This is a genomic window from Rosenbergiella metrosideri, from assembly GCF_022602565.1.
GTDB classification, from domain to species: domain Bacteria; phylum Pseudomonadota; class Gammaproteobacteria; order Enterobacterales; family Enterobacteriaceae; genus Rosenbergiella; species Rosenbergiella metrosideri.
Window position 1 is genome coordinate 1 of the sequence record NZ_JALBCV010000024.1, and the last position, 25,466, is coordinate 25,466.

22 protein-coding genes and 1 riboswitch are annotated in these 25,466 nt (G+C 47.1%); of the genes, 17 read left to right on the plus strand and 5 right to left on the minus strand.

Features of this window, described 5'->3' with window-relative positions; genetic code table 11:
• From MKR94_RS15690 to MKR94_RS15735, 10 genes are all read left to right on the plus strand, one after another.
• The coding region (locus tag MKR94_RS15690; RefSeq protein WP_197724836.1) for an EF-Tu C-terminal domain-related protein at positions 1-76 on the plus strand (76 nt) is incomplete at its 5' end.
• 222 nt (positions 77-298) lie between these two features.
• On the plus strand, positions 299-685 hold the full coding sequence (gene secE, locus MKR94_RS15695) for a preprotein translocase subunit SecE (protein ID WP_048912869.1): 387 nt from the start codon (positions 299-301) through the stop codon (positions 683-685).
• 1 nt (position 686) lies between these two features.
• On the plus strand, positions 687-1,232 hold the full coding sequence (nusG, locus tag MKR94_RS15700) for a transcription termination/antitermination protein NusG (RefSeq protein WP_048912868.1): 546 nt from the start codon (positions 687-689) through the stop codon (positions 1,230-1,232).
• Between the two features lie 139 nt (positions 1,233-1,371).
• A complete protein-coding gene (gene rplK / locus MKR94_RS15705; RefSeq protein ID WP_048912867.1) occupies positions 1,372-1,800 on the plus strand; it encodes a 50S ribosomal protein L11 in 429 nt (142 codons plus the stop codon).
• A gap of 3 nt (positions 1,801-1,803) precedes the next feature.
• Positions 1,804-2,508, plus strand: a complete 705-nt coding sequence (gene rplA / locus MKR94_RS15710) for a 50S ribosomal protein L1 (RefSeq protein WP_241647767.1) — start codon at positions 1,804-1,806, stop codon at positions 2,506-2,508.
• A gap of 302 nt (positions 2,509-2,810) precedes the next feature.
• On the plus strand, positions 2,811-3,308 hold the full coding sequence (rplJ, locus tag MKR94_RS15715; RefSeq protein WP_048911264.1) for a 50S ribosomal protein L10: 498 nt from the start codon (positions 2,811-2,813) through the stop codon (positions 3,306-3,308).
• Between the two features lie 66 nt (positions 3,309-3,374).
• On the plus strand, positions 3,375-3,740 hold the full coding sequence (rplL, locus tag MKR94_RS15720; RefSeq protein ID WP_241647768.1) for a 50S ribosomal protein L7/L12: 366 nt from the start codon (positions 3,375-3,377) through the stop codon (positions 3,738-3,740).
• 330 nt (positions 3,741-4,070) lie between these two features.
• Complete coding sequence (rpoB, locus tag MKR94_RS15725; RefSeq protein ID WP_241613619.1) at positions 4,071-8,099, plus strand: DNA-directed RNA polymerase subunit beta; 4,029 nt, start codon at positions 4,071-4,073, stop codon at positions 8,097-8,099.
• An 81-nt stretch (positions 8,100-8,180) separates the two neighbouring features.
• Positions 8,181-12,401, plus strand: coding sequence for a DNA-directed RNA polymerase subunit beta' (gene rpoC, locus MKR94_RS15730; protein ID WP_241647769.1), 4,221 nt, complete (start codon positions 8,181-8,183; stop codon positions 12,399-12,401).
• Positions 12,402-12,486: 85 nt separating this feature from the next.
• Positions 12,487-13,557 (plus strand): DUF1176 domain-containing protein, encoded by a 1,071-nt coding sequence (locus MKR94_RS15735; protein ID WP_241647770.1) that lies wholly within the window; start codon positions 12,487-12,489, stop codon positions 13,555-13,557.
• Between the two features lie 23 nt (positions 13,558-13,580).
• Here MKR94_RS15735 and thiE read toward each other — a convergent pair whose 3' ends face one another.
• From thiE to rsd, 3 genes are all read right to left on the minus strand, one after another.
• A complete protein-coding gene (thiE, locus tag MKR94_RS15740; protein WP_241647771.1) occupies positions 13,581-14,204 on the minus strand; it encodes a thiamine phosphate synthase in 624 nt (207 codons plus the stop codon).
• A gap of 1 nt (position 14,205) precedes the next feature.
• Positions 14,206-16,128, minus strand: a complete 1,923-nt coding sequence (gene thiC, locus MKR94_RS15745; protein WP_241647772.1) for a phosphomethylpyrimidine synthase ThiC — start codon at positions 16,126-16,128, stop codon at positions 14,206-14,208.
• A gap of 86 nt (positions 16,129-16,214) precedes the next feature.
• Positions 16,215-16,315: riboswitch (TPP riboswitch) on the minus strand.
• An 83-nt stretch (positions 16,316-16,398) separates the two neighbouring features.
• A complete protein-coding gene (rsd, locus tag MKR94_RS15750; protein WP_241647773.1) occupies positions 16,399-16,950 on the minus strand; it encodes a sigma D regulator in 552 nt (183 codons plus the stop codon).
• A gap of 96 nt (positions 16,951-17,046) precedes the next feature.
• Here rsd and nudC point away from each other — a divergent pair, with 96 nt between their 5' ends.
• From nudC to MKR94_RS15785, 7 genes are all read left to right on the plus strand, one after another.
• Entirely contained in the window at positions 17,047-17,799 is a 753-nt protein-coding gene (nudC, locus tag MKR94_RS15755; protein WP_241647778.1) for an NAD(+) diphosphatase, read from the plus strand.
• Positions 17,777-18,541: a bactofilin family protein gene (locus MKR94_RS15760; protein ID WP_241647774.1), complete on the plus strand. Its 765-nt coding sequence runs from the start codon at positions 17,777-17,779 to the stop codon at positions 18,539-18,541. The genes nudC and MKR94_RS15760 overlap by 23 nt, the downstream gene beginning before the upstream one ends.
• Positions 18,542-18,663: 122 nt before the next feature.
• Positions 18,664-19,734, plus strand: a complete 1,071-nt coding sequence (hemE, locus tag MKR94_RS15765) for a uroporphyrinogen decarboxylase (protein WP_241647775.1) — start codon at positions 18,664-18,666, stop codon at positions 19,732-19,734.
• A gap of 2 nt (positions 19,735-19,736) precedes the next feature.
• Positions 19,737-20,405, plus strand: coding sequence for a deoxyribonuclease V (gene nfi, locus MKR94_RS15770; RefSeq protein ID WP_241647779.1), 669 nt, complete (start codon positions 19,737-19,739; stop codon positions 20,403-20,405).
• 62 nt (positions 20,406-20,467) lie between these two features.
• Complete coding sequence (locus tag MKR94_RS15775; RefSeq protein ID WP_241587645.1) at positions 20,468-21,064, plus strand: YjaG family protein; 597 nt, start codon at positions 20,468-20,470, stop codon at positions 21,062-21,064.
• Positions 21,065-21,239: 175 nt separating this feature from the next.
• Positions 21,240-21,512, plus strand: coding sequence for a nucleoid-associated protein HU-alpha (hupA, locus tag MKR94_RS15780; protein ID WP_048911275.1), 273 nt, complete (start codon positions 21,240-21,242; stop codon positions 21,510-21,512).
• Positions 21,513-21,605: 93 nt separating this feature from the next.
• Positions 21,606-22,268: a DUF1481 domain-containing protein gene (locus MKR94_RS15785; protein ID WP_241647776.1), complete on the plus strand. Its 663-nt coding sequence runs from the start codon at positions 21,606-21,608 to the stop codon at positions 22,266-22,268.
• A 28-nt stretch (positions 22,269-22,296) separates the two neighbouring features.
• Here the strand turns inward: MKR94_RS15785 and purD are convergent, their stop codons facing one another.
• Both purD and purH read right to left on the minus strand, forming a co-directional pair.
• Complete coding sequence (gene purD / locus MKR94_RS15790; protein WP_241647777.1) at positions 22,297-23,577, minus strand: phosphoribosylamine--glycine ligase; 1,281 nt, start codon at positions 23,575-23,577, stop codon at positions 22,297-22,299.
• Between the two features lie 18 nt (positions 23,578-23,595).
• The gene (purH, locus tag MKR94_RS15795; RefSeq protein ID WP_241647780.1) at positions 23,596-25,185 is read right to left on the minus strand and encodes a bifunctional phosphoribosylaminoimidazolecarboxamide formyltransferase/IMP cyclohydrolase; all 1,590 of its coding nucleotides are present in this window, start codon (positions 25,183-25,185) and stop codon (positions 23,596-23,598) included.
• Positions 25,186-25,466: the final 281 nt, after the last annotated feature.

The window sequence follows — 25,466 nt, forward strand, 5'->3', positions numbered from 1 at the left end:
TGACGGTTTACGTTTCGCAATCCGTGAAGGTGGCCGTACTGTAGGTGCGGGTGTTGTTGCTAAAGTTATCGCTTAATCACGATAATATTTGACGTCATGCATGTGAAAAGGGCATCATTTGATGCCCTTTTTATTCGCGATGATACAGAACCTGGCTCATCAGTGATTTTTTAGAAGCCAAATCATTGTTGAGACAGGCTCTGGGTGACGTTAAACTCCAGATGGTGAATACCGACTGGGTTGGTTACCTCGCAAATCGCGAGGTTTAATAGTTTTTGATTTATGGTGGTAGGTTGTTATGAGTGCAAGTACTGAAGCTCAGGCGAGTGGACGTGGCCTAGAAATAATCAAATGGGTAGTTGTCTTTGCGCTATTGATTATCGCAATCGCGGGTAACTACTTCTATCGTGAAGTTAATCTTCCACTTCGTGCGCTAGGCGTGGTTATCATTATCGCGATAGCTGGCGGTATCGCTTTCCTTACGACAGCAAAAGGTAAAGCAGCAGTATCTTTCGCGCGTGAAGCAAGAACCGAAGTTCGTAAAGTGGTTTGGCCGACCCGTCAAGAGACATTGCAGACAACCGTTATTGTCGCGATCGTCACGGCAATTATGTCGCTCATTTTATGGGGATTAGATAGTATTCTAGTTCGCCTAGTATCCTTTATCACTGGTCTGAGGTTCTGAGATGTCTGAAGCACCTAAACAACGCTGGTACGTCGTTCAGGCGTTTTCTGGTTTCGAGGCTCGCGTAGCAGTTTCTCTGCGTGAACACATTAAACTGCACAATATGGAAGAGCTCTTTGGTGAGGTCATGGTACCGACTGAAGAAGTAGTAGAAATCCGTGCAGGCCAACGCCGTAAAAGCGAACGTAAATTTTTCCCAGGCTATGTGTTAGTCCAAATGGTCATGAACGATGCAAGCTGGCACTTAGTGCGTAGCGTCCCGCGCGTCATGGGCTTTATTGGTGGTACATCAGATCGCCCAGCACCAATTAGCGATAAAGAAGTCGATGCCATCATGAATCGCTTACAACAAGCAGGCGATAAGCCACGTCCTAAAACCCTGTTTGAACCGGGTGAAATGGTTCGTGTCAGTGACGGTCCATTCGCAGACTTCAACGGTGTTGTTGAAGAAGTGGATTACGAGAAGAGCCGTTTGAAGGTTTCTGTCTCCATCTTTGGTCGTGCGACCCCGGTTGAGCTTGACTTCAGTCAGGTAGAAAAAGCTTAATATATCAGCGATAGTTGATTGCATAAGGCGCGAAATTTAATTATAATTTCGCGCCTTTTATATTTATGGGGCTTATGCCCGATAGATTAAATAACCACGGGAAGCCTTTTTAGGCGCTATACCCAACAGAGGAATTATCATGGCTAAGAAAGTACAAGCCTATGTCAAACTGCAAGTTGCAGCGGGCATGGCAAACCCAAGTCCACCAGTTGGTCCAGCTTTAGGTCAACAAGGTGTTAACATCATGGAATTCTGTAAAGCGTTCAACGCAAAAACAGAAAGCCTAGAAAAAGGCCTGCCAACTCCAGTAGTTATTACTGTATATAGCGACCGTTCTTTCACCTTTATTACCAAAACTCCTCCTGCAGCCGTTCTTCTGAAGAAAGCTGCTGGGATCAAATCTGGTTCTGGTAAGCCAAACAAAGACAAAGTCGGCAAAATTTCTCGCGCTCAACTGCAAGAAATCGCTCAGACTAAAGCAGCGGATATGACTGGTGCAGACGTAGAAGCGATGACTCGCTCTATCGAAGGTACTGCTCGTTCCATGGGCCTGGTAGTGGAGGACTAAGAAATGGCTAAACTGACCAAGCGCATGCGCAACATCCGTGAGAAAGTTGACGCAACTAAACAATACGACATCACTGAAGCTGTAGCGTTACTGAAAGAATTAGCGACTGCTAAATTCGTTGAAAGCGTAGACGTTGCCGTAAACCTCGGTATCGATGCTCGTAAATCTGACCAAAACGTTCGTGGTGCAACTGTACTGCCAAACGGTACTGGCCGTAGCGTTCGCGTTGCAGTTTTTGCACAAGGTGCAAATGCTGAAGCTGCTAAAGCTGCCGGTGCAGAATTAGTCGGTATGGAAGATTTGGCTGACCAAATCAAGAAAGGCGAAATGAACTTTGACGTTGTTATTGCTTCTCCAGATGCAATGCGCGTTGTTGGCCAATTAGGTCAAGTTCTAGGCCCACGTGGTCTGATGCCAAACCCGAAAGTTGGTACTGTAACACCAAACGTTGCTGAAGCAGTTAAAAATGCTAAAGCAGGTCAGGTTCGTTACCGTAACGACAAAAATGGTATCATCCACACCACTATCGGTAAGGTTGACTTCGACGCTGATAAACTGAAAGAGAACTTAGAATCTCTGCTGGTTGCGCTGAAAAAAGCAAAACCAACTTCAGCTAAAGGTGTTTACATCAAGAAAGTTAGCCTGTCTACCACTATGGGTGCAGGTGTTGCTATCGACCAAGCTGGTCTGAACGCATCAACTAACTAAGTTGACATGGGTGGAAATTTGAACTAAAATTTGCGCCCATTCTCTCCTATGGAGAGCGCGATAACGTGATTTATTCTATGTTATTGCAAGATTTTCGGTTGGAGCCTGGCCTTATCCAGGCCTCCGTCCAAGACCGCAGGTGTTTTGAATAAAAACTTAATTTCCTGCGTAGACGGTGACAGAACCTTAAAATTTTTTTCTGGATTCTGCTCACCGTATTTCGCGCTCAGGCTGCTCGCAGTCTGGGTGAAGTGAGTTCTAGATAGTTCCTATCTAGCTAAATAATCCAGGAGCACAAGCTAATGGCATTAAATCTTCAAGACAAACAAGCGATTGTTGCTGAAGTCAGCGAAGTAGCCAAAGGCGCGCTGTCTGCGGTAGTTGCGGATTCCCGTGGCGTTACTGTAGATAAAATGACTGAACTGCGTAAAGCAGGTCGTGAAGCTGGCGTTTACATGCGTGTTGTTCGTAACACCCTGCTACGTCGCATCGTTGAAGGTACTCCTTTCGAGTGCCTGAAAGACACGTTTGTCGGTCCAACCCTGATTGCATACTCTTTAGAACACCCGGGCGCTGCTGCTCGTATGTTCAAAGATTTCGCGAAAGCGAATGCAAACTTTGAGGTTAAAGCTGCAGCCTTTGAAGGTGAGCTGATCCCGGCGGAACAAATTGACCGTCTGGCAACTTTACCAACTTACGAAGAAGCACTGGCACGTCTGATGTCGACCATGAAAGAAGCCGCTGCAGGCAAACTGGTTCGTACTCTGGCAGCTGTTCGCGATGCAAAAGAAGCGGCATAAGCCGACTTGTTTACGCAACGTGTTCGCTTACGTTTAAACTAATTCTGATTTTTAGGAACAATTGTTATGTCTATCACTAAAGACCAAATCCTGGAAGCTGTTGCAGCAATGTCCGTAATGGAAGTTGTTGAGCTAGTTTCTGCAATGGAAGAAAAATTCGGTGTTTCTGCTGCTGCGGCAGTAGCGGTTGCTGCAGGTCCTGCTGAAGCTGCTGAAGAGAAAACTGAATTCGACGTAATTCTGAAAGCTGCTGGCGCTAACAAAGTTGCTGTCATCAAAGCAGTACGTGGCGCAACTGGTCTAGGCCTGAAAGAAGCTAAAGATCTGGTTGAAGCTGCTCCAGCTGCAATCAAAGAAGGCATCAGTAAAGAAGACGCAGCTGCACTTGAAGCTGCTCTGAAAGAAGCTGGCGCTGAAGTTGAAATCAAATAAGATAACCTTCGGGTTACAGTCTGAGTAGTTGCAGACTGATGGCTGGTGACTATAATGGTTACCAGCCTTTTTGCGCTCAAGAGTTACCTTGGTGTTTCGCACTGTGTCTTCCAAGTTAACTTGCCAATATCTTTTTCTATCGACGACTTAATATACTGTTATCCCCGCGGGGTTCCCTGTCTCGCAATAGCAATGAAATGATTTAAGAGTGATAGAAAGACGTATTGCATCACAGACTTTTTCGTCGGTGATGAAAAATAATAACAGTGTTGCATAACTGTCCACTAAAACGGACAACGTAGGCCGACTTGTCAGCTAGCTGAGGAACCTATGGTTTACTCCTATACCGAGAAAAAACGTATTCGTAAGGATTTTGGTAAACGTCCACAAGTTTTGGATATACCTTATCTCCTTTCTATCCAGCTTGACTCGTTTCAGAAGTTCATCGAGCAAGATCCCGAAGGTCAACACGGTTTGGAAGCTGCTTTCCGTTCCGTATTCCCAATCCAGAGCTACAGCGGTAGTTCAGAGCTGCAATATGTCAGCTTCCGTTTGGGCGAACCCGTCTTTGATGTACAGGAATGCCAAATCCGTGGGGTGACTTACTCAGCACCGCTGCGCGTTAAGCTACGCCTCGTCATTTATGAGCGTGAAGCGCCAGAAGGCACCGTCAAAGATATTAAAGAACAAGAAGTCTACATGGGTGAAATCCCACTCATGACAGACAATGGTACCTTTGTTATCAATGGTACTGAACGCGTCATCGTTTCTCAGCTTCATCGTAGCCCAGGTGTGTTCTTTGATAGTGACAAAGGTAAAACGCACTCATCAGGTAAGGTCCTGTATAACGCACGGATCATTCCTTACCGTGGTTCATGGTTAGACTTTGAATTCGATCCTAAAGACAATTTATTTGTCCGTATCGACCGCCGTCGTAAACTGCCTGCCACGATCATTCTGCGTGCGCTGGAGTATACGACTGAGCAAATCATTGATCTGTTCTTCGATAAAGTTGTTTACGAAATTCGTGACAATCGCCTGCAAATGGAACTTGTTCCAGAGCGTCTGCGCGGTGAAACAGCGTCTTTCGATATCGAATCTAACGGTACTGTTTATGTTGAGAAAGGTCGTCGTATCACCGCTCGTCATATTCGTCAGTTAGAAAAAGACAAGATTCAACACATTGAAGTCCCGGTTGAATACATTGCTGGTAAAGTTGCAGCGAAAGACTACATCGATCAAGCGACTGGCGAACTTATCGTTGCCGCTAACATGGAACTGTCTTTAGATCTGTTAGCTAAGCTGAGCCAATCTGGTCACAAGCGTATTGAAACGCTGTTTACTAATGACCTAGATCACGGCCCTTACATTTCCGAAACCTTACGCGTCGACCCAACCAATGATCGTCTGAGTGCGCTGGTAGAAATCTATCGCATGATGCGTCCTGGTGAGCCACCAACGCGTGAAGCAGCAGAAAACCTATTTGAGAATCTGTTCTTCTCTGAAGACCGTTACGATCTCTCAGCTGTAGGTCGTATGAAATTCAACCGTTCATTAGGACGTGATGAAATCGAAGGCGCGGGTATTCTGAGCCACGACGACATCATCCAAGTAATGAAAAAGCTCATTGATATCCGTAACGGTATCGGTGAAGTGGATGATATCGACCACTTGGGTAACCGTCGTATTCGTTCTGTTGGCGAAATGGCAGAAAACCAGTTCCGCGTAGGTTTAGTCCGCGTTGAACGTGCAGTGAAAGAGCGTTTATCTTTAGGTGATTTAGAAACACTGATGCCTCAAGATATGATCAATGCGAAACCTATTTCTGCAGCGGTCAAAGAGTTCTTCGGTTCAAGCCAGCTTTCACAATTTATGGACCAAAACAACCCATTATCAGAAATCACGCATAAACGTCGTATTTCTGCCTTGGGTCCAGGCGGTCTAACGCGTGAGCGTGCAGGCTTCGAAGTGCGTGACGTACACCCAACGCACTATGGACGTGTATGTCCAATCGAAACGCCAGAAGGTCCGAACATCGGTCTGATTAACTCACTTTCTGTCTACGCACAGACGAATGAATACGGTTTCCTTGAAACCCCATATCGTCGCGTAGTCGATGGCATTGTGACCGATGAGATTCATTACCTCTCTGCAATCGAAGAAGGTAACTTCGTTATTGCTCAGGCGAACACCAACCTGGACGATAACTTTGCCTTTATCGACGACCTCGTGACTTGCCGTAACAAAGGCGAATCGAGCTTATTCAGCCGCGACCAAGTCGACTACATGGACGTTTCCACGCAACAGGTTGTTTCTGTTGGTGCGTCACTGATTCCATTCTTGGAACACGATGATGCGAACCGTGCATTGATGGGTGCGAACATGCAACGTCAAGCAGTACCAACCCTACGCGCTGATAAGCCGTTAGTCGGTACAGGTATGGAACGTGCTGTTGCGGTCGACTCTGGTGTAACGGCGGTTGCTAAACGTGGTGGTACGGTTCAATACGTTGATGCGTCACGTATCGTTATCAAAGTTAACGAAGATGAAATGTACGCGGGTGAAGCGGGCATCGATATCTATAACTTGACCAAATATACACGTTCTAACCAGAACACCTGTATCAACCAAATGCCGTGTGTATCACTTGGCGAGCCGGTTGAACGTGGTGATGTCTTGGCGGATGGCCCATCGACTGACCTCGGTGAGTTAGCGTTAGGTCAAAACATGCGTGTGGCATTCATGCCATGGAATGGTTATAACTTCGAAGACTCCATTCTCGTCTCTGAGCGTGTGGTCCAAGAAGATCGCTTTACGACCATTCATATTCAAGAGTTAGCTTGTGTGTCTCGTGATACTAAGCTCGGCTCAGAAGAAATTACAGCTGATATCCCTAATGTCGGTGAAGCTGCACTCTCTAAGTTAGATGAGTCAGGTATCGTCTATATTGGTGCTGAAGTTAAAGGCGGCGATATCCTTGTCGGTAAAGTAACACCTAAAGGTGAAACTCAGCTGACACCAGAAGAAAAACTGTTACGCGCAATCTTTGGTGAAAAAGCCTCAGATGTTAAAGATTCATCTTTACGTGTACCGAACGGTGTTTCTGGAACAGTTATCGACGTCCAAGTCTTTACACGTGATGGCGTTGAGAAAGATAAGCGTGCACTTGAAATCGAAGAGATGCAGTTGAAGCAGGCGAAGAAAGACCTGTCTGAAGAACTGCAGATCCTAGAAGCTGGTTTATTCAGCCGTATTCAAACTGTCCTGATCGCAGGCGGTGTTGAAGCTGAAAAACTCGATAAGTTACCACGTGAGCGTTGGCTGGAACTTGGCCTGACTGATGAAGAGAAGCAAAATCAGTTAGAGCAACTGGCTGAACAGTATGACGAGCTGAAGCATGAGTTTGAGAAGAAACTCGAAGCTAAGCGCCGTAAGATAACCCAAGGTGACGATTTAGCACCGGGTGTTCTGAAAATTGCTAAGGTATATCTGGCCGTAAAACGTCAAATCCAGCCTGGTGATAAAATGGCGGGCCGTCACGGGAACAAAGGTGTTATCTCTAAGATCAACCCGATCGAAGATATGCCTTACGATGAAAATGGTACCCCTGTTGACATCGTACTGAACCCACTGGGCGTTCCATCACGTATGAACATCGGTCAGATCCTTGAAACTCACTTGGGTATGGCTGCGAAAGGTATTGGTGACAAGATCAATGCCATGCTGAAACAGCAGCAGGAAGTGGCTAAATTGCGCGAGTTTATTCAACGCGCTTACGACTTGGGAACAGATGTCCGTCAAAAAGTCGATTTAAGCACTTTCTCTGATGAAGAAGTGTTACGTCTTGCTGAGAACCTGAAAAAGGGTATGCCGATTGCCACACCAGTGTTTGATGGCGCGAAAGAAAGCGAAATCAAAGAGCTGTTGACGCTAGGTGATATCCCGACCTCTGGTCAGATCACGCTATTTGATGGTCGTACCGGTGAGCAGTTTGAGCGTCAAGTAACCGTAGGTTACATGTATATGCTGAAACTGAACCACTTGGTTGACGATAAAATGCACGCACGTTCTACCGGCTCTTACAGCTTGGTTACTCAGCAGCCGCTGGGTGGTAAAGCACAGTTCGGTGGTCAGCGTTTCGGTGAGATGGAAGTGTGGGCACTTGAAGCATACGGTGCTGCTTATACTCTGCAAGAAATGCTTACAGTGAAGTCGGATGACGTTAATGGCCGTACGAAGATGTATAAAAACATCGTCGATGGTAATCATCAGATGGAACCAGGCATGCCGGAATCCTTCAACGTATTGTTGAAAGAAATCCGCTCGCTGGGTATTAACATCGAGCTGGAAGACGAGTAAGCACTCGATTTTCTACTGGTTACAGGAGAGCTGGCTGCGGGCCGCTCTCCTGAGAAGTCTCACTCCGACGGGAGCTAATCCGTGAAAGACTTACTTAAGTTTTTAAAAGCGCAAACTAAAACCGAAGAGTTTGATGCGATCAAGATCGCCCTGGCTTCGCCAGACATGATCCGTTCCTGGTCTTTCGGTGAAGTTAAAAAGCCAGAAACGATTAACTATCGTACCTTTAAACCAGAACGTGACGGTCTTTTCTGTGCACGTATTTTTGGACCGGTAAAAGATTATGAGTGCTTATGCGGTAAGTATAAGCGCCTTAAACACCGTGGTGTGATCTGTGAAAAATGTGGTGTTGAAGTTACTCAGACTAAAGTACGTCGTGAGCGTATGGGTCACATCGAGTTAGCAACACCTACTGCACACATCTGGTTCCTGAAATCACTGCCATCGCGTATCGGTTTATTACTCGATATGCCTCTGCGTGATATCGAACGTGTCCTGTACTTCGAATCTTATGTTGTGATCGAAGGCGGTATGACCAATCTTGAGAAGCGCCAGATCCTGACTGAAGAGCAGTATCTTGATGCCTTAGAAGAATTTGGTGACGAATTCGACGCGAAGATGGGTGCAGAAGCCGTTCAAGCCCTGTTGAAAAACATGGACCTTGAGCAAGAGTGCGAGCAATTACGTGAAGAACTGAATGAAACGAATTCAGAAACTAAGCGTAAGAAGCTGACTAAGCGTATCAAGCTGCTTGAAGCTTTCGTTCAATCTGGAAACAAACCAGAGTGGATGATCTTAACAGTACTGCCAGTTTTACCACCGGATCTTCGTCCATTGGTACCACTGGACGGTGGACGCTTTGCAACATCAGATCTGAACGATCTTTATCGTCGTGTGATCAACCGTAACAACCGTTTGAAGCGTCTGTTGGATCTGGCTGCGCCAGATATCATCGTACGTAACGAAAAGCGTATGTTACAAGAAGCGGTTGATGCATTACTGGATAACGGTCGTCGTGGACGTGCAATCACTGGGTCAAACAAACGCCCACTGAAATCACTTGCCGACATGATCAAAGGTAAGCAAGGTCGTTTCCGTCAGAACCTGTTAGGTAAGCGTGTTGACTACTCTGGACGTTCAGTAATCACTGTTGGTCCATACCTGCACCTGCACCAATGTGGTCTACCGAAGAAAATGGCGTTGGAATTATTCAAACCATTTATCTACGGAAAATTAGAATTACGCGGTCTTGCGACAACCATTAAAGCTGCGAAGAAAATGGTTGAACGTGAAGAAGCGGTTGTTTGGGATATCTTGGATGAAGTTATCCGTGAGCACCCAGTGTTACTTAACCGTGCACCAACGCTTCACCGTTTAGGTATTCAAGCCTTTGAACCTGTCCTGATCGAAGGTAAAGCGATTCAGCTTCACCCGCTGGTCTGTGCGGCTTATAACGCCGACTTCGATGGTGACCAAATGGCTGTCCACGTGCCACTAACGCTTGAAGCGCAGTTAGAAGCACGTGCATTAATGATGTCGACTAACAACATCTTGTCCCCAGCGAACGGTGAGCCAATCATTGTTCCTTCTCAAGACGTTGTATTGGGTCTGTATTACATGACTCGTGACCGTGTTAACGCGAAAGGCGAAGGCATGGTTCTGACTGGACCTAAAGAAGCCGAGCGCGTTTATCGTGCAGGTCTTGCTGAACTGCATGCTCGCGTAAAAGTGCGTATCACTGAGTTCACCAAAACTGATGATGGCGAGTTAGTGCCAAGCACTAGCCTAGTCGATACGACTATTGGTCGTGCGATTCTGTGGATGATCGTTCCAAAAGGTCTTCCTTACTCAATCGTTAACCAAGCGTTAGGTAAGAAAGCAATCTCTAAGATGCTGAACACTTGTTATCGTATCTTAGGCTTAAAACCTACGGTTATCTTTGCTGACCAAACCATGTACACCGGTTTTGCTTATGCTGCACGTTCAGGTGCTTCAGTAGGTATCGATGATATGGTGATCCCAGCAGCGAAAACCGAAATCATCGCGGAAGCAGAAGCGGAAGTTGCAGAAATCCAGGAACAGTTCCAATCGGGTCTGGTGACTGCTGGTGAGCGCTACAACAAAGTTATCGATATCTGGGCTGCCGCTAACGAACGTGTTTCGAAAGCGATGATGGAAAACCTGCAAACTGAAACCGTGATTAACCGTCATGGGGAAGAAGAGCAGCAAGTTTCCTTCAACAGCATCTATATGATGGCCGACTCTGGTGCTCGTGGTTCTGCTGCGCAGATTCGTCAGCTTGCTGGTATGCGTGGTCTGATGGCGAAACCAGATGGTTCAATCATCGAAACACCAATCACGGCAAACTTCCGTGAAGGTCTGAACGTACTTCAGTACTTCATCTCAACCCACGGTGCTCGTAAAGGTCTTGCCGATACCGCACTGAAAACCGCTAACTCCGGTTACTTGACGCGTCGTTTAGTTGACGTTGCTCAGGACTTGGTTGTAACGGAAGATGATTGTGGCACACACGAAGGTATCCTGATGACCCCGGTTATCGAGGGTGGCGACGTTAAAGAGCCGCTACGTGAACGCGTATTGGGTCGTGTGACGGCAGAAGACGTATTGAAGCCGGGTACTGCTGATATTCTTGTTCCACGTAATACTTTAATGGATGAGCACATCTGTGACGTATTGGAAGAGAATTCAGTCGATAGCATCAAAGTACGTTCAGTGGTTAGCTGTGAAACTGACTTCGGTGTGTGTGCAAACTGTTACGGTCGTGACCTTGCACGCGGGCATATCATCAATAAAGGTGAAGCCATCGGGGTTATCGCAGCACAATCAATCGGTGAGCCTGGTACACAGCTGACGATGCGTACGTTCCACATCGGTGGTGCGGCATCACGTGCGGCGGCTGAATCAAGCATCCAAGTGAAGAATAAAGGGACTATCCGCCTAAGCAATGCGAAGTCGGTAACCAACTCAGCTGGGAAACTGGTTGTCACTTCACGTAACACCGAACTGAAGATGATCGACGAATTTGGTCGTACTAAAGAGAGCTATAAAGTTCCTTACGGTGCGGTCATGGCGAAGGGTGATGGTGAGCAAGTTGAAGCGGGTGATACCGTTGCAAACTGGGATCCGCACACAATGCCAGTTATCACCGAAGTAAACGGTTTTGTACGTTTTGTTGACATGAATGATGGTCAAACCATTACGCGTCAAACTGACGAACTGACGGGTCTTTCTTCGCTGGTGGTCATGGACACTGCAGATCGTACCTCTGGTGGTAAAGATCTTCGTCCAGCGATCAAGGTCGTTGATGCGAAAGGCGACGATGTCATGCTGCCAGGTACTGATATGCCTGCACAATACTTCCTGCCAGGCAATGCAATTGTCCAGCTTGAAGATGGTGTACAAATCAGTTCAGGTGATACTTTAGCCCGTGTTCCTCAGGAATCTGGCGGTACTAAAGATATTACCGGTGGTCTGCCACGTGTTGCTGACCTGTTTGAAGCACGTCGTCCGAAAGAGCCGGCGATTCTGGCAGAAATCAGCGGTATCATCTCCTTCGGTAAAGAAACCAAAGGTAAGCGTCGTTTAGTGATCACACCGGTTGATGGTAGCGATCCGTACGAAGAGATGATTCCTAAGTGGCGTCAGCTGAACGTCTTCGAAGGTGAGCGTGTTGAACGCGGTGATGTAGTGTCCGATGGCCCAGAGTCACCACACGACATTCTACGTCTACGTGGCGTACACGCGGTAACGCGTTACATCACTAACGAAGTACAAGAAGTTTACCGCTTACAAGGCGTTAAGATTAACGATAAGCATATCGAAGTTATCGTTCGTCAGATGTTACGTAAGGCAACGATTGCCTCTGCAGGCAGCACCGAGTTCTTAGAAGGTGAGCAAGCAGAAGTCTCGCGTATCCTCATCGCTAACCGCGAACTGGAAGCAAATGGTAAAGTTGCAGCAACTTTCCATCGTGACCTGTTAGGGATTACCAAAGCTTCACTGGCAACTGAGTCATTTATCTCGGCAGCATCGTTCCAAGAAACGACGCGCGTGTTAACTGAAGCAGCAGTGGCAGGTAAGCGTGATGAATTACGTGGTCTGAAAGAGAACGTTATCGTTGGACGCTTAATCCCAGCCGGTACCGGTTATGCATACCACCAAGATCGTATGCGCCGTCGCCAGCAAGGTGAAGTGCCTGCAGCGCCACAAGTGACTGCAGACGAAGCTTCCGCGAGCTTAGCAGAACTGCTTAATGCAGGTCTGGGCGGTTCAGACGAGTAATTAGATGTGTTAAGTGAAAACCCTGCTTAGGCAGGGTTTTTTTTATGTCCTATTCCCTATTTTACTCCCTGTTAAGGATCCTGATATGAAGATGCGATGGAAAGTATTACCACTGCTCGCAGGGATGTTTTTCAGTACGCTCAGTGCTGCCTCGGAGCCGGTGCAGCGACTATTCGAGCAATGGCAAGTGACTTGTAATAACCTAAACGATTGCGATGTGCGTAACGCGAATCCCGATGAAGATATCCGTATCATATTAACGTACCAAGCCGGTCCGAAAGGCGCTATAGCTTTGGACATGGCGGGTTATGACAGCGATTCACCCGAAGGTATCTGGGTAGATGGCAAACGGTGGCAAACTACCTTAGCGTCTCATCAAGCTGATAACCAACATGATGCGGCAGGCTATTCCTCGAATTCATTGGTACAGATTCAAGCGTTTCTCCAGCTGCTAACTAATGCTTCAACGCTCTCGCTCTCACCCGATTCTGACGAAGGAACCTCGTTAGTGGGGTTAATGGGTGCACTAAACTTTATCGATGAACGTCAAGGCCGCCTTCATAATCGTACTGCGCTGATTGCACCTGGTGAAGAAAGTGCCAATGATGTCCCGCACCGTTATGCGATTGAACCTCATTTCACAATGCAAGCTAAAGTCGCGCCACTTAAAGACCCTGATCATGTAATCCAGACGGTACTAACGTCGCAGGCACAACTTCTGAGTGATCAAGAATGCACACCGGAAGACGAGACGCTGCAAAAAAGTAACGCCAAGCCTCTCGATAATCAGCGCGCACTGGTCATGATCAACTGCGTCTCAGGCGCCTACCAATCCTCATCCATTTTATTCGTTGTCCCCAGAAATCACCCTGAGCGTGCTAAAGTGCTCGATCTACCTATTCCACTAAGAAATAACCAAGGTGATTTACAAACTGTCAGCTGGTTCACCGATCCTCACTATGACCCTCAACGAGGGATTCTATACCATACGGCACGCGGGCGAGGACTCGCGGACTGCGGTGAGAGCGCGGTATGGCGCTTTAATGGGAAAGGTTTTGAGTTGATGAGTTACCATAATCAGCCTACCTGTGATGGTGGAGAGCCTGGGAACTGGCCATCAGTATGGTTGATGCCTGGTTTCAAAGAAACAGAATGAGCCGAAGCTCATTCTGCGAGCCATCAACGTTGTTGATCAATCAGTTGCTGAAAACACGCCACTGCGGCACGCCAGTCAGTGGCTTGGGTAATGGCACTGACCACCGCAATACTGCCTACACCTGTTTCTAAAACATCCTTTGCTCTCTCTAGAGAAATACCGCCGATAGCGACCGTTGGTATCGTTTTGAGTTTGGCAACATGCTTCGTTACCTGAGCAATACCTTGGGGTGGCATCGCCATTTCCTTGGTTTGCGTTGTGTAGACTGGGCCCAAAGCGATGTATGAGGGATTTATCGGTAATACTCGTTCAATTTCTTCATCGCTATGCGTTGAAACACCGAGCCGCAGCCCGGCTTGCTCAATGGCCGATAAATCGGCCTTCAAGAGATCCTCTTGCCCGAGATGTACGCCATAAGCTTGGTATTCGATTGCCAATTGCCACTCGTCATTGATAAATAACCGAGCATCAAATTCTTTAGCTAATACAATCGCCTGACGAATCTCTTCTCTTATTATATCCCTATTATTGTGTTTGATACGTAGCTGTAATGTTTCTACACCTGCATTTAGGAGGCGTTCTATCCATTGAACGCTATCGACTACAGGGTAGAGCCCGAGTGCAAAGGGGACTTTAGGAAAGCGCATATTAATGACTCCGTTCGGTTTCTGGGAGAATTGGGGTATAAATTTCTCCCCCAACGTTTTTAAACTGCTCAGCCATCCCCCGCATTTCAGCTTCAATATTTTGGGGAAGGTGCTTCTCTCGAGGATTATCTTTGGCGAACTGACGCACTTCTTGACTGATTTTCATCGAACAGAATTTTGGACCACACATGGAGCAAAAGTGTGCGACTTTTCCTGACGCTTGCGGCAGCGTTTCATCATGGAATCTACGCGCTGTATCGGGATCTAAGGCTAAATTGAATTGGTCTTCCCAACGGAATTCAAATCGTGCCTTAGACATCGCGTTATCCCTGATTTGTGCACCAGGATGACCTTTCGCTAAATCGGCAGCATGGGCTGCAATTTTATAGGCGATCAGGCCTTGTTTAACGTCCTCTTTATCGGGTAAGCCAAGGTGCTCTTTCGGAGTGACATAGCAGAGCATGGCACAGCCTAACCAGCCAATAAATGCGGCACCAATCCCTGAGGTAAAATGATCGTAGCCTGGAGCGATATCTGTAGTCAGAGGGCCTAGTGTATAGAAGGGGGCTTCTTCGCAGTGTGTGAGTTGCTCGGTCATATTCCGCTGGATCATATGCATGGGTACATGACCTGGGCCTTCAATCATGACTTGTACATCATATTCCCAGGCTATTTTTGTTAACTCACCTAGTGTTCTCAACTCAGCGAATTGGGCTTCGTCGTTCGCATCTTGAATTGAGCCGGGCCGTAGCCCATCTCCCAACGAGAGCGAAACATCGTAGGCCGCACAGATCTCACAAATTTCGCGAAAATGTTGATATAGAAAATTTTCTTGATGATGAGAGAGGCACCATTTGGCCATAATTGAGCCACCTCGGGAGACAATACCGGTGAGCCGCTTCGCTGTCATCGGCACATATCGCAACAGCACCCCAGCGTGGATAGTAAAATAATCGACGCCTTGTTCAGCTTGTTCGATAAGCGTATCGCGGAATAGCGGCCAGTCGAGGTCTTCGGCAATGCCGTTAGCTTTCTCTAATGCTTGATATATTGGGACAGTTCCGATAGGTACTGGGCTATTGCGTAGCAACCATTCCCGTGTCTCATGAATATTACGTCCGGTCGAGAGATCCATAATCGTGTCAGCCCCCCAGCGGGTTGCCCAAACCAGTTTTTCAACTTCTTCTTCGATCGAGGAGGTGACAGCTGAATTGCCAATATTCGCATTCACTTTGACTAAAAAATTACGTCCAATAATCATGGGTTCTGATTCAGGATGGTTGATATTGGCCGGTATGATCGCTCGTCCAGCAGCGACTTCTTGGCGTACAAATTCCGCTGTGATTTCTTGTGGGGTCTGTGAACAGAACGGTGCGCCGGGGTGTTGTCGTAATAACTCACTTTCGGGGAGCGTCGCTCGCCCCAAGTTTTCCCTGACGGCGATAAACTCCATCTCAGGGGTAATGATACCGCGACGGGCATAGTGGAGTTGTGTGACACAAGCGCCAGCAGCCGCCTTACGAAATTGAAAGGGTTTCTGAAAACGAATGGTTTCGAGTGTGGCATCGGATAACCGCTGTTGCGTGTAGTCGGACGCAGTATGCTTGATCGTTTCAGAGTCCATCCGCTCTGCAATCCATGTGGCACGCAGTGGCGCAATACCGTCGTGAACATTGGGGGTGGATTCAGGATCGCCAAAGGGGCCGGAGGTATCATAGATAGGGATTGAGGGGTTTTCTTCGTAAACAGAAGCATCACTATTCAGTGTGGGCGAGAGGTGGATCATCCTCACCGGTACACGAATATCGTCTCGTGGACCTGACAACCACTCTCGCGTGGAGTTGGGAAACGTTGCACCGGTTAAAGATTGCAGAAATTGTTGCGCCTGTTGGCGTTTTTCACGACGTGATAAAGATTCAGACATAGCAGTTTCTCGACATTGAAAGAAAAATGCTTGTCCGGAGTTCGGAAGGAGCAATATACCTTGAAAAGGTCAATATAGATCAAGGCAGGGGATTAACTCTTGTTCCCTTCGCAGGTACTAACCTGATCAGGTTCCGCGGATCCCGAATAAACGGTCTCAGCCCAATAGGGCACTCCGACAAGATAAATAAGCTAACTTTGCTTTAAGAGGAGATGCCAATTCTCCTCACTGCACCATAACCTTATTCAGAATAATTCACAACAGCAGTCATTAACTATCGAGTATCCCTGATGAAAGGGAAGCAGACGGTTTTACTGTCTCGGTGGCGAGTGGATTGCTCGCGAGTTGCAGGGGAACCTCACGCGATCCAACAAGCTCTGTTGAGAGTAACATCTGATCTTCAAGATCAAATAATGCATCAAGCTGCATGCCGACTTCCGAGATCACACTACGTAATTTAGGGATCTCGCCGTTAGAGATAGCGGGTTCTAAATAGGTATCGTACAGTGCAAGTAAAGTTTGAGTACTGTCTTCCAATTGTGGGTACAAGGTAATCAGCAGTTTTTGCTGTGTTTGCGAGGCTAACAAAATCTCGATTTGTTGATAGTGTTTAAAATGCCCAGATGAGAGGTAATCGACTAAACGCTGACAGAAGGTATCAAGCGCAGCCTCATCACAGCGTTCACTCTCACTTTTCTGTGGGATCAGTCCAATCAAGTGGTAGTAAGCGACCAGTAATTGACGACGGCTCGCCAGCCACTGGTCAATCATTGGGTGGCTTACCGTCATTTTTTCGCTCAAGTTAGCTAATTTAGTTAGCATTACGGCTGCTCCGAATAAGGTTAGTTAACTAAGCGTAGACTATATTAATAAATTCACCTGACTTTTAGGAGGCATGGCGTGGTTGAATACAATCAGATGACAGAAAAAGAAGGATGGTGGGTGTGTAGTGAGGGACGAAATCTTTGGCTCCCCCAAGGTAAACTCCCTTATGGAACTGCCAGCGAACTCGGTCTTAACGTAGACAATGTGCGACAAATAGGCGAATACCAAGGGAAACCTTGCTGGTTGATTTGCCAGCAACAGCCCACTGATATGGAAAGTGTTCGTCGTCTTCTAGGGAGTAATAAGCCGTTATTCCAACTTGCCGGACGTGGAGTTCAACTCGCAGAATTTTATCGCTCCCATCGTTGGTGTGGCTATTGCGGGTCTGAAATGTACCGCTCAGAGAAAGAGTTTGCTTGCTTATGTGATCATTGCGGGGAACGCTATTATCCGCAGATTGCCCCATGCATTATTATTGCCATTCGTAAAGGTCGACAAATTTTATTGGCACAACATCAACGCCATAAACAGCCTATTTTTACCGTATTAGCGGGTTTCGTTGAGGCAGGTGAAACGCTTGAAGAGTGTGCGCACCGTGAAGTGATGGAAGAGAGTAGTATTAGAATAAAAAATCTACGCTATGTTGCCTCGCAACCATGGCCATTTCCTCACTCTTTAATGTGTGCTTTTACTGCGGAGTATGACAGCGGCGAGATTGAAATAGATCCTAAAGAACTGAAAAGTGCCGAGTGGTTTGATGTATCGCAATTACCGAAAATCCCAGAGATTGGCACGATTGCCCGACGCCTGATTGAAGACACTGTTGTCTTATGTCGGCAAGACTGATGTTAAGCTGATCTCACACAATACTTTCGCTGTCGATTTACGGTATTACCTATTCCCCATGCGTAATGACCAATCCAACCTGTTATGGGTGCTATGGGCAATATGGGGGATTTTATTAATCACCTATCTTTCCCCTTATTTTTCTCTCGTTAACTGTGTACAGATTGCTACGTTATGGATAGCGATATGTGGAGCAGTAGCGGTCTATTTTCGTCAGCGAACTAAAAGAGTCTTTATGTTTAAAACTAAAAAGAAAATCGATATTGCCGATTCAAGTCAAGTTGAGATGAGTACTCCCACTGTTGAGGCCGCTCAAGTGAAAGAAGAACGTGCGGTTAAAGAGACATTGATTGCTAAAGGTACGGTTCTTACCGGAGAGATCAGTAATGAAGCCGACGTGTTAATTGAAGGAAGCGTGATTGGTGATATTCATAGCAGCCGTTCGATTCGTATAGGTAGAGAAGGGAAGGTACAAGGGACACTGACGGCCGAGAAAATAACAATTAATGGTTACTTGCAAGGTCGTTGCCAAGCTACGTCAGTGAAGATACTGTCTCAAGGCCGCTTAGATGGTGACATCCAAGCTAGCGAGCTGTCTATTGAGCGAGGTGGCATATTCAATGGGAACTCACAATATTCTGCTGAGCAAAATACTAAAGAAGTAGAAAAAATGGCCAAAGAGAACATGACGATACTGCCTAAACTCGCGTCAGCGCCAGAGTGTTCGATAGGAAAAAAATAGCGTGATAAGCTTTAGATAATTGGCGGAGCAGATATGCTGCCGCCAAAATAATTTAGTCTGTAGTGTCCACGAAGTTTTTAAATAGCTGTTACACTAGGCCTAGACAAAAGAGAGCCTAGAAAATGAATGAATTAAAAAACGATCGCTATTTGCGCGCATTATTGCGCCAACCTACAGATGTGACACCTGTTTGGATGATGCGCCAAGCGGGACGTTATTTACCAGAATATAAAGCCACTCGTGCTGTCGCAGGCGATTTTATGTCGCTGTGCAAAAATGCTGAACTCGCTTGTGAAGTGACGCTTCAACCACTACGCCGTTTTCCATTAGATGCTGCGATTCTCTTCTCAGATATTTTAACCATTCCCGATGCAATGGGCCTTGGCCTCTACTTTGAGGCAGGTGAAGGGCCACGATTCAGCTCCCCTATTCAAACGGTAGCGGACGTGAAAAAACTACCTATTCCTGATCCTGAACAAGAATTAGGTTATGTCATGAATGCCGTACGGACAATCCGTAAAAATTTACAGGGCGAAGTCCCGTTAATTGGCTTTTCAGGTAGCCCTTGGACGCTGGCAACTTATATGGTGGAAGGCGGAGGCAGCAAAGCCTTCACTAAAGTTAAAAAAATGATGTACGCCGAGCCAGCAGCCCTGCATTTGATGCTAGATAAAGTCGCCGAGAGCGTGACAAGTTATTTAAACGCACAGATCAAAGCTGGCGCGCAATCGGTCATGATCTTTGATACTTGGGGTGGCGTATTAACAGGGAGAGATTATTTAGAATTCTCCTTACATTATATGCATAAAATCGTTGATGGCTTGATTCATGAGAACGAAGGTCGTCGCGTACCGGTGACGCTGTTTACTAAAGGTGGCGGTCAGTGGTTAGAGCAGATAGCAGACACTGGGTGTGACGCCATTGGACTGGATTGGACGACACGTATCGACGAAGCAAGACAACGTGTTGGTCATCGGGTTGCGCTACAAGGAAATATGGACCCTTCCATTCTTTATGCGCAACCAGCTCGTATTGAGGCTGAAGTGCAAACTATCCTTGCGCAATACGGTCAAGGAAGTGGTCATGTCTTTAACCTTGGTCACGGTATCCACCTTGATGTTCCACCAGAAAATGCAGGCGTGTTTGTCGAGTCAGTGCACCGTTTATCTGAGCCTTACCACCGCGAAGGATGAGTATTGACTTAGCTGAGTTGAAAGCCTTACAACAGCAATATGCTTGTCAGGTTATTCAACATGACAAGCCTGAAGCACTCTCCCCGCGGTATATCGTCGGAGGAGATGTTGGCTTCGAAGCACAAGGGACTGTGGCTCGCGCAGCGATGGTGATCCTGACTTGGCCTGAACTTGAGCTGGTGGAGTATAAGGTTGCGCGGGTGCCTGTTACATTACCTTATATTCCTGGTTACCTCTCATTCAGAGAGTGTCCGGCTTTGGAAGTGGTATGGCAAATGCTCACCATTAAGCCTGATTTATTGTTTATCGACGGTCAGGGCGTTGCGCATCCACGTGGACTCGGTGTTGCGAGCCACTTTGGCTTATGGGCCGATGTACCGACTATTGGGGTTGCTAAAAGCCGACTCTGCGGCGAATATCCCGCGTTATCCTTGGACCCCGGCTCAGTCGTCGACTTACGATATAATGGGCAGAGGATAGGCTCGGTGTTGCGAAGTAAGGTTCGCTGTAATCCGCTTTTTATTTCCGTTGGGCATCAGATCAGTGCTGCGTCAGCATTGGCGTGGACTCAACAATGTTTGCGCGGTTACCGACTACCCGAACCGACTCGCTGGGCGGATGCTGTCGCGTCGAATCGACCAAGTTTTCAACGCTGGCTAGCCCGACAATAACACTGATAATCACGGTGAATTACGATACACTGTGTGAAGCGATTTTATGATGAGTATCCTGCATGTTACGTAACCCTATCCATTTACGCTTAGCCAAGCTTGAAAGCTGGCAGCACGTGACCTTTATGGCATGTCTATGTGAGCGTATGTACCCTAACTATCAAATGTTTTGCCATGACACCGGTTTTGCTAACGCACAGCTTTACCGTCGTATCCTCGATCTTATCTGGGAGACGTTACTGGTCAAAGATGCAAAAGTTAACTTTGATAGTCAGCTAGAGAAGTTTGAAGAAGCGATTCCTGTTGGCGAAGACTTCGAGATCTATGGTGTTTATCCTGCGATTGACGCGTGTGTCGCCTTAAGCGAGGTAGTCCATTCTCGTTTGAGTGGCGAAACGTTAGAACATGCGATTGCGGTAAGCGAAACGTCAGTCACCACCGTAGCAATGTTAGAAATGACGCAGAGCGGTCGTGAACTCACAGACGAAGAACTGAAAGATAACCTCGCTGTTATCGACGAGTGGGATGCCCAATGGGAGATTTTTCGCTTGCTCGCCGAATGTGAAGAACGAGACTTGGAGCTAATTAAAGGGCTTCGACAAGACTTACGCGAAGACGCAATAAGTAATATTGGTGTGGTTTTTGAGCAAAAAAGCTAAGAAATTTGGTATCAAAGCCAAATAACCTGTACTGAAGGCTTCACAATCGCCCCCTGTCTAGTCTACATTTGAGGGGCTAATCTTGAGGCTATCAGAACGCGGAGGCAGAAAAGGGTTTATCGATTCTTTTTGCTCTCGTGACTGGCAAGCGATAAATACACTTTAAGGATAACTTATGAACAAGACTCAACTGATTGATGCGATCGCCGAAAAAGCGGACCTGTCTAAAGCCCAGGCTAAAACTGCACTGGAATCGACTCTTTCTGCGATCACTGAGTCTCTGAAAGAAGGTGATGCGGTTCAGCTAGTAGGCTTCGGTACTTTCAAGGTTAATCACCGTGCAGAGCGTACTGGTCGTAACCCACAAACCGGCAAAGAGATCAAAATTGCTGCAGCAAATGTTCCTGCATTTGTTTCAGGTAAAGCGCTGAAAGATGCTGTGAAATAAGCGTATCTTAACTGTGATAAGTTTGATCGGAAGGGGAGCTCTCCCCTTCTTGATCGGTCCCGTAGTCACATCCTATTGACTAAAGAGATAGCTATGCGCTCGTTCTCTTATCGTTCCTTTCTTCTACTTCCTTTTTTCTGCTCCCTCTGTAGCTGCGTGTTCTTTCAAAAGAGACCTGAAACCCATGCCACCGGCTATCTGGCTGACCGTGGGGTGGTGCGTATTTGGCAACATACCACGTCGTCAAATTATACGACGCTACAAACGATCTTTACTCCGTTTGACGGCTCAGACGAATCAGAAGCGGTTTATCACTGGGACCAAGGTTCATTGGTAAGTATTACAAAGCAGTCCCTACAAGGGCCCGAGGATCGCTTTTCAGCACGATTTAGTCGTAAAGATGGAACAACTACTTTCATGCAGCAAAAATATGCTACATCTCGTCAGCCGTTGACAGTGAATGAGCTAGAACTCGCAAAGTTCGAGGCGCAACGTCTATTGGAGGCCAGCCGAGATCTCATCGATGGTAGGGTGACGTTGCATCAGGGGCGTTGGTTGTCGGCCCAACAAGTTGAGACGTGTGACAGGAACTTAGTTCAGTTTCATTTTACTGATAGAAAGAATCAACGGCTGAGCAGTCTATCACAGCAATCACCAGCTTATGTTGCGTGGATAGAAGCACCAGAAGGGCAGCAGGTATTATTAATGACAACTCGTAACCTGTGTCAGCAACAGCCAAATTATTCCAAAAAGTAAGGGCTAGTGTACCCAGCCCTTACTAACGTTACTTACGATTGATGGCTCGATAGCCTATATCGTGGCGGTAAAAACTGCCTTCCCAACTGATCTGGCGAGTCAGCTGATAGGCATGCAGTTGCGCTTGCGCAATAGACTCCCCTAGTGCTGTTGCACAAAGTACTCGTCCGCCAGCAGTTGTTACGTCCTCACCGGATAACACCGTCCCTGCATGAAAGACCTTAGCATCCGTATTGTCAGTTTGAGGGAGCCCTTTAATGACATCCCCTTTACGGTAAGCATCGGGATATCCCCCCGCTGCAATAACAACGCCAAGCGCTGCCCGCTCGTCCCAGAGAGAATCAACCTGATCCAAACGTCCCGTACTTCCCGCTAAACACAACTCGACGAGATCGGATTGTAGGCGCATCATAATCGGTTGCGTTTCCGGATCGCCAAAACGGCAATTGAATTCAATTACCTTTGGTTGTCCTGCCGCCTCAATCATCAACCCTGCATAAAGGAACCCCGTATAACGGTTACCTTCTTGAGCCATACCTTTTACGGTCGGCCATATCACCTGATCCATGACCCGCTGGTGGATGTCATCAGTGACAACTGGAGCAGGGGAATAGGCACCCATTCCCCCAGTATTCGGTCCCGTGTCACCATCGCCTACGCGTTTATGGTCTTGGCTTGTGGCCATAGGAAGGACATGTTCACCATCGACCATCACGATAAAGCTGGCTTCCTCACCTTCAAGGAACTCTTCAATAACGATACGATGCCCAGCATCGCCGAAGGCATTACCCGCTAACATATCTTTTACGGCGGCTTCCGCTTCTTCCAACGTCATGGCGACAATAACGCCTTTACCAGCAGCCAAGCCATCCGCCTTGATAACGATCGGGGCACCTTTCTCTTGTAAGTAAGCTAATGCTGGCTCGATATCAGTGAAGTTTTGGTAAGCAGCGGTCGGAATTTGGTGGCGTTCTAAGAAGTCCTTAGTAAAGGATTTGGAGCCTTCAAGCTGCGCCGCAGCCTGAGTGGGTCCAAAAATTGTTAAGCCTTCGCGTTGGAAAGCATCGACAACGCCGCGAACTAAGGGGGCCTCGGGACCCACGATAGTTAAGCCAATGTTTTCGCGTTGAGCAAAAGCCAGTAGCCCAGGAATATCGGTTACCTCAATCGCGACATTTTCTAACGTGGGTTCGAGTGCCGTACCAGCATTACCCGGTGCTACAAAAACTTTAGTTGCTAAAGGGGATTGTGCGGCTTTCCATGCCAAGGCATGTTCGCGGCCACCATTACCGATAATGAGAATATTCATTCTGTACTGACCTCTTCTTTAGTGGCGGAAATGACGCATTCCAGTGAAAATCATCGCAATATCATGCTCGTCTGCTGCCGCGATAACTTCTTCATCGCGAATTGATCCGCCAGGTTGAATCACACAACGTATGCCGACTGCTGCGGCTGCATCAATCCCATCACGGAAAGGAAAGAAAGCGTCTGACGCCATTGCTGAGCCGCTAACCTCTAAACCTTCGTCGGCGGCTTTAATACCCGCAATTTTTGCTGAATAGACACGACTCATTTGGCCAGCACCGATGCCAATAGTACGATTATTCTTCGCGTAGACAATGGCATTGGATTTAACGAATTTTGCAACTTTCCAGCAGAATAACGCGTCACGTAATTCTTCTTGGGTCGGTTGACGCTTAGTGACAATCGTCAACTCACTTTCGCTGACCATTCCCAAGTCACGGTCTTGTACTAATAAGCCACCATTAACACGCTTAAAATCATACCCGCTCTGACGTTGTTGCCATTCACCACAGGTAAGTACGCGGACATTCTGTTTTGTAGCGGTAATAGTTAAAGCTTCTTCGCTGGCACTCGGAGCGATAATGACTTCGACAAATTGACGACTGATGATGGCTTGCGCCGTTGCAGCATCCAATTCCCGGTTGAAAGCAATGATGCCACCGAAAGCAGAAGTCGGGTCGGTGGCATAAGCTAAGTCATAGGCTTGAAGTAAATCGCTGGCTGTGGCAACGCCGCAAGGGTTAGCGTGTTTCACGATCACGCAGGCTGGCTGCTCGAACTCTTTGACACACTCAAGCGCCGCATCGGTGTCAGCAATATTATTATAGGAAAGGGCTTTACCTTGACGTTGGACAGCTGTTGCGACCGAGGCTTCTGTGAGAGTGTCTTCTATATAGAAGGCGGCGTGTTGGTGGCTATTTTCACCGTAACGCATATCTTGTTTCTTAATAAGGCTAAGATTTAAGGTGCGGGGGAATTGGCCAGACGGAGTTTTCTCTTCGCTATGATAAGCCGGTACCAAACGACCGAAGTAATTCGCAATCATTCCATCGTAAGCGGCGGTATGCTCAAACGCTTTAATGGCAAGATCGAAACGTGTCGCTAAGCTCAAGCCATGGTCATTATCGGCTAGTTCTTTTAATAGGGGGGCGTAGTCCGCGCTATTAACGACTATTGCGACATCTTTATGGTTCTTCGCCGCTGAGCGAACCATTGTGGGGCCACCGATATCGATATTTTCAACAGCGTCTTCCAGACTGCAATCTTCTTTAGCGACCGTTTTGGCGAAGGGATAGAGATTTACTACAACCATATCGATAGGTTGAATGTGATGTTCAGCCATCACCGCATCGTCTTTGTCGCGGCGTCCGAGAATGCCACCATGGATTTTGGGGTGTAGGGTTTTAACGCGCCCATCCATCATTTCTGGAAAGCCGGTATAATCTGATACTTCTGTAACGGCTAAGCCTGCTTCTGCCAATAAATGCGCAGTACCGCCAGTTGAGAGGAGTTCAATACCATGTTCAGAAAGGCCTCGTGCAAAATCAACGATCCCTGTTTTATCAGAGACACTAAGTAAAGCACGGCGTACAGGACGATGTTGCATAATAGAAGTAAACCTCTGGAGTTGCAGTTTGAAAGATAAAAGCATTGGCGCGTTTATAATTAACAGGGACATATTGTAGCGAAAACGTTTGCGTGGATCTCGCGTTAAATGAATTTTTTAACCCTTTGTGAGTAAATCTGTGGATAACACCGTATAAATAGGTGTTTTGCTGTGGAATGCAGCAGTCAGTCATGTTTTATTAAAAAAGGTATTGCGCCTTTTTCTGAACTCCCTATAATGCGCATCCACTGACACGGCAAAGCGAGATACGCAGCGCGGTGACA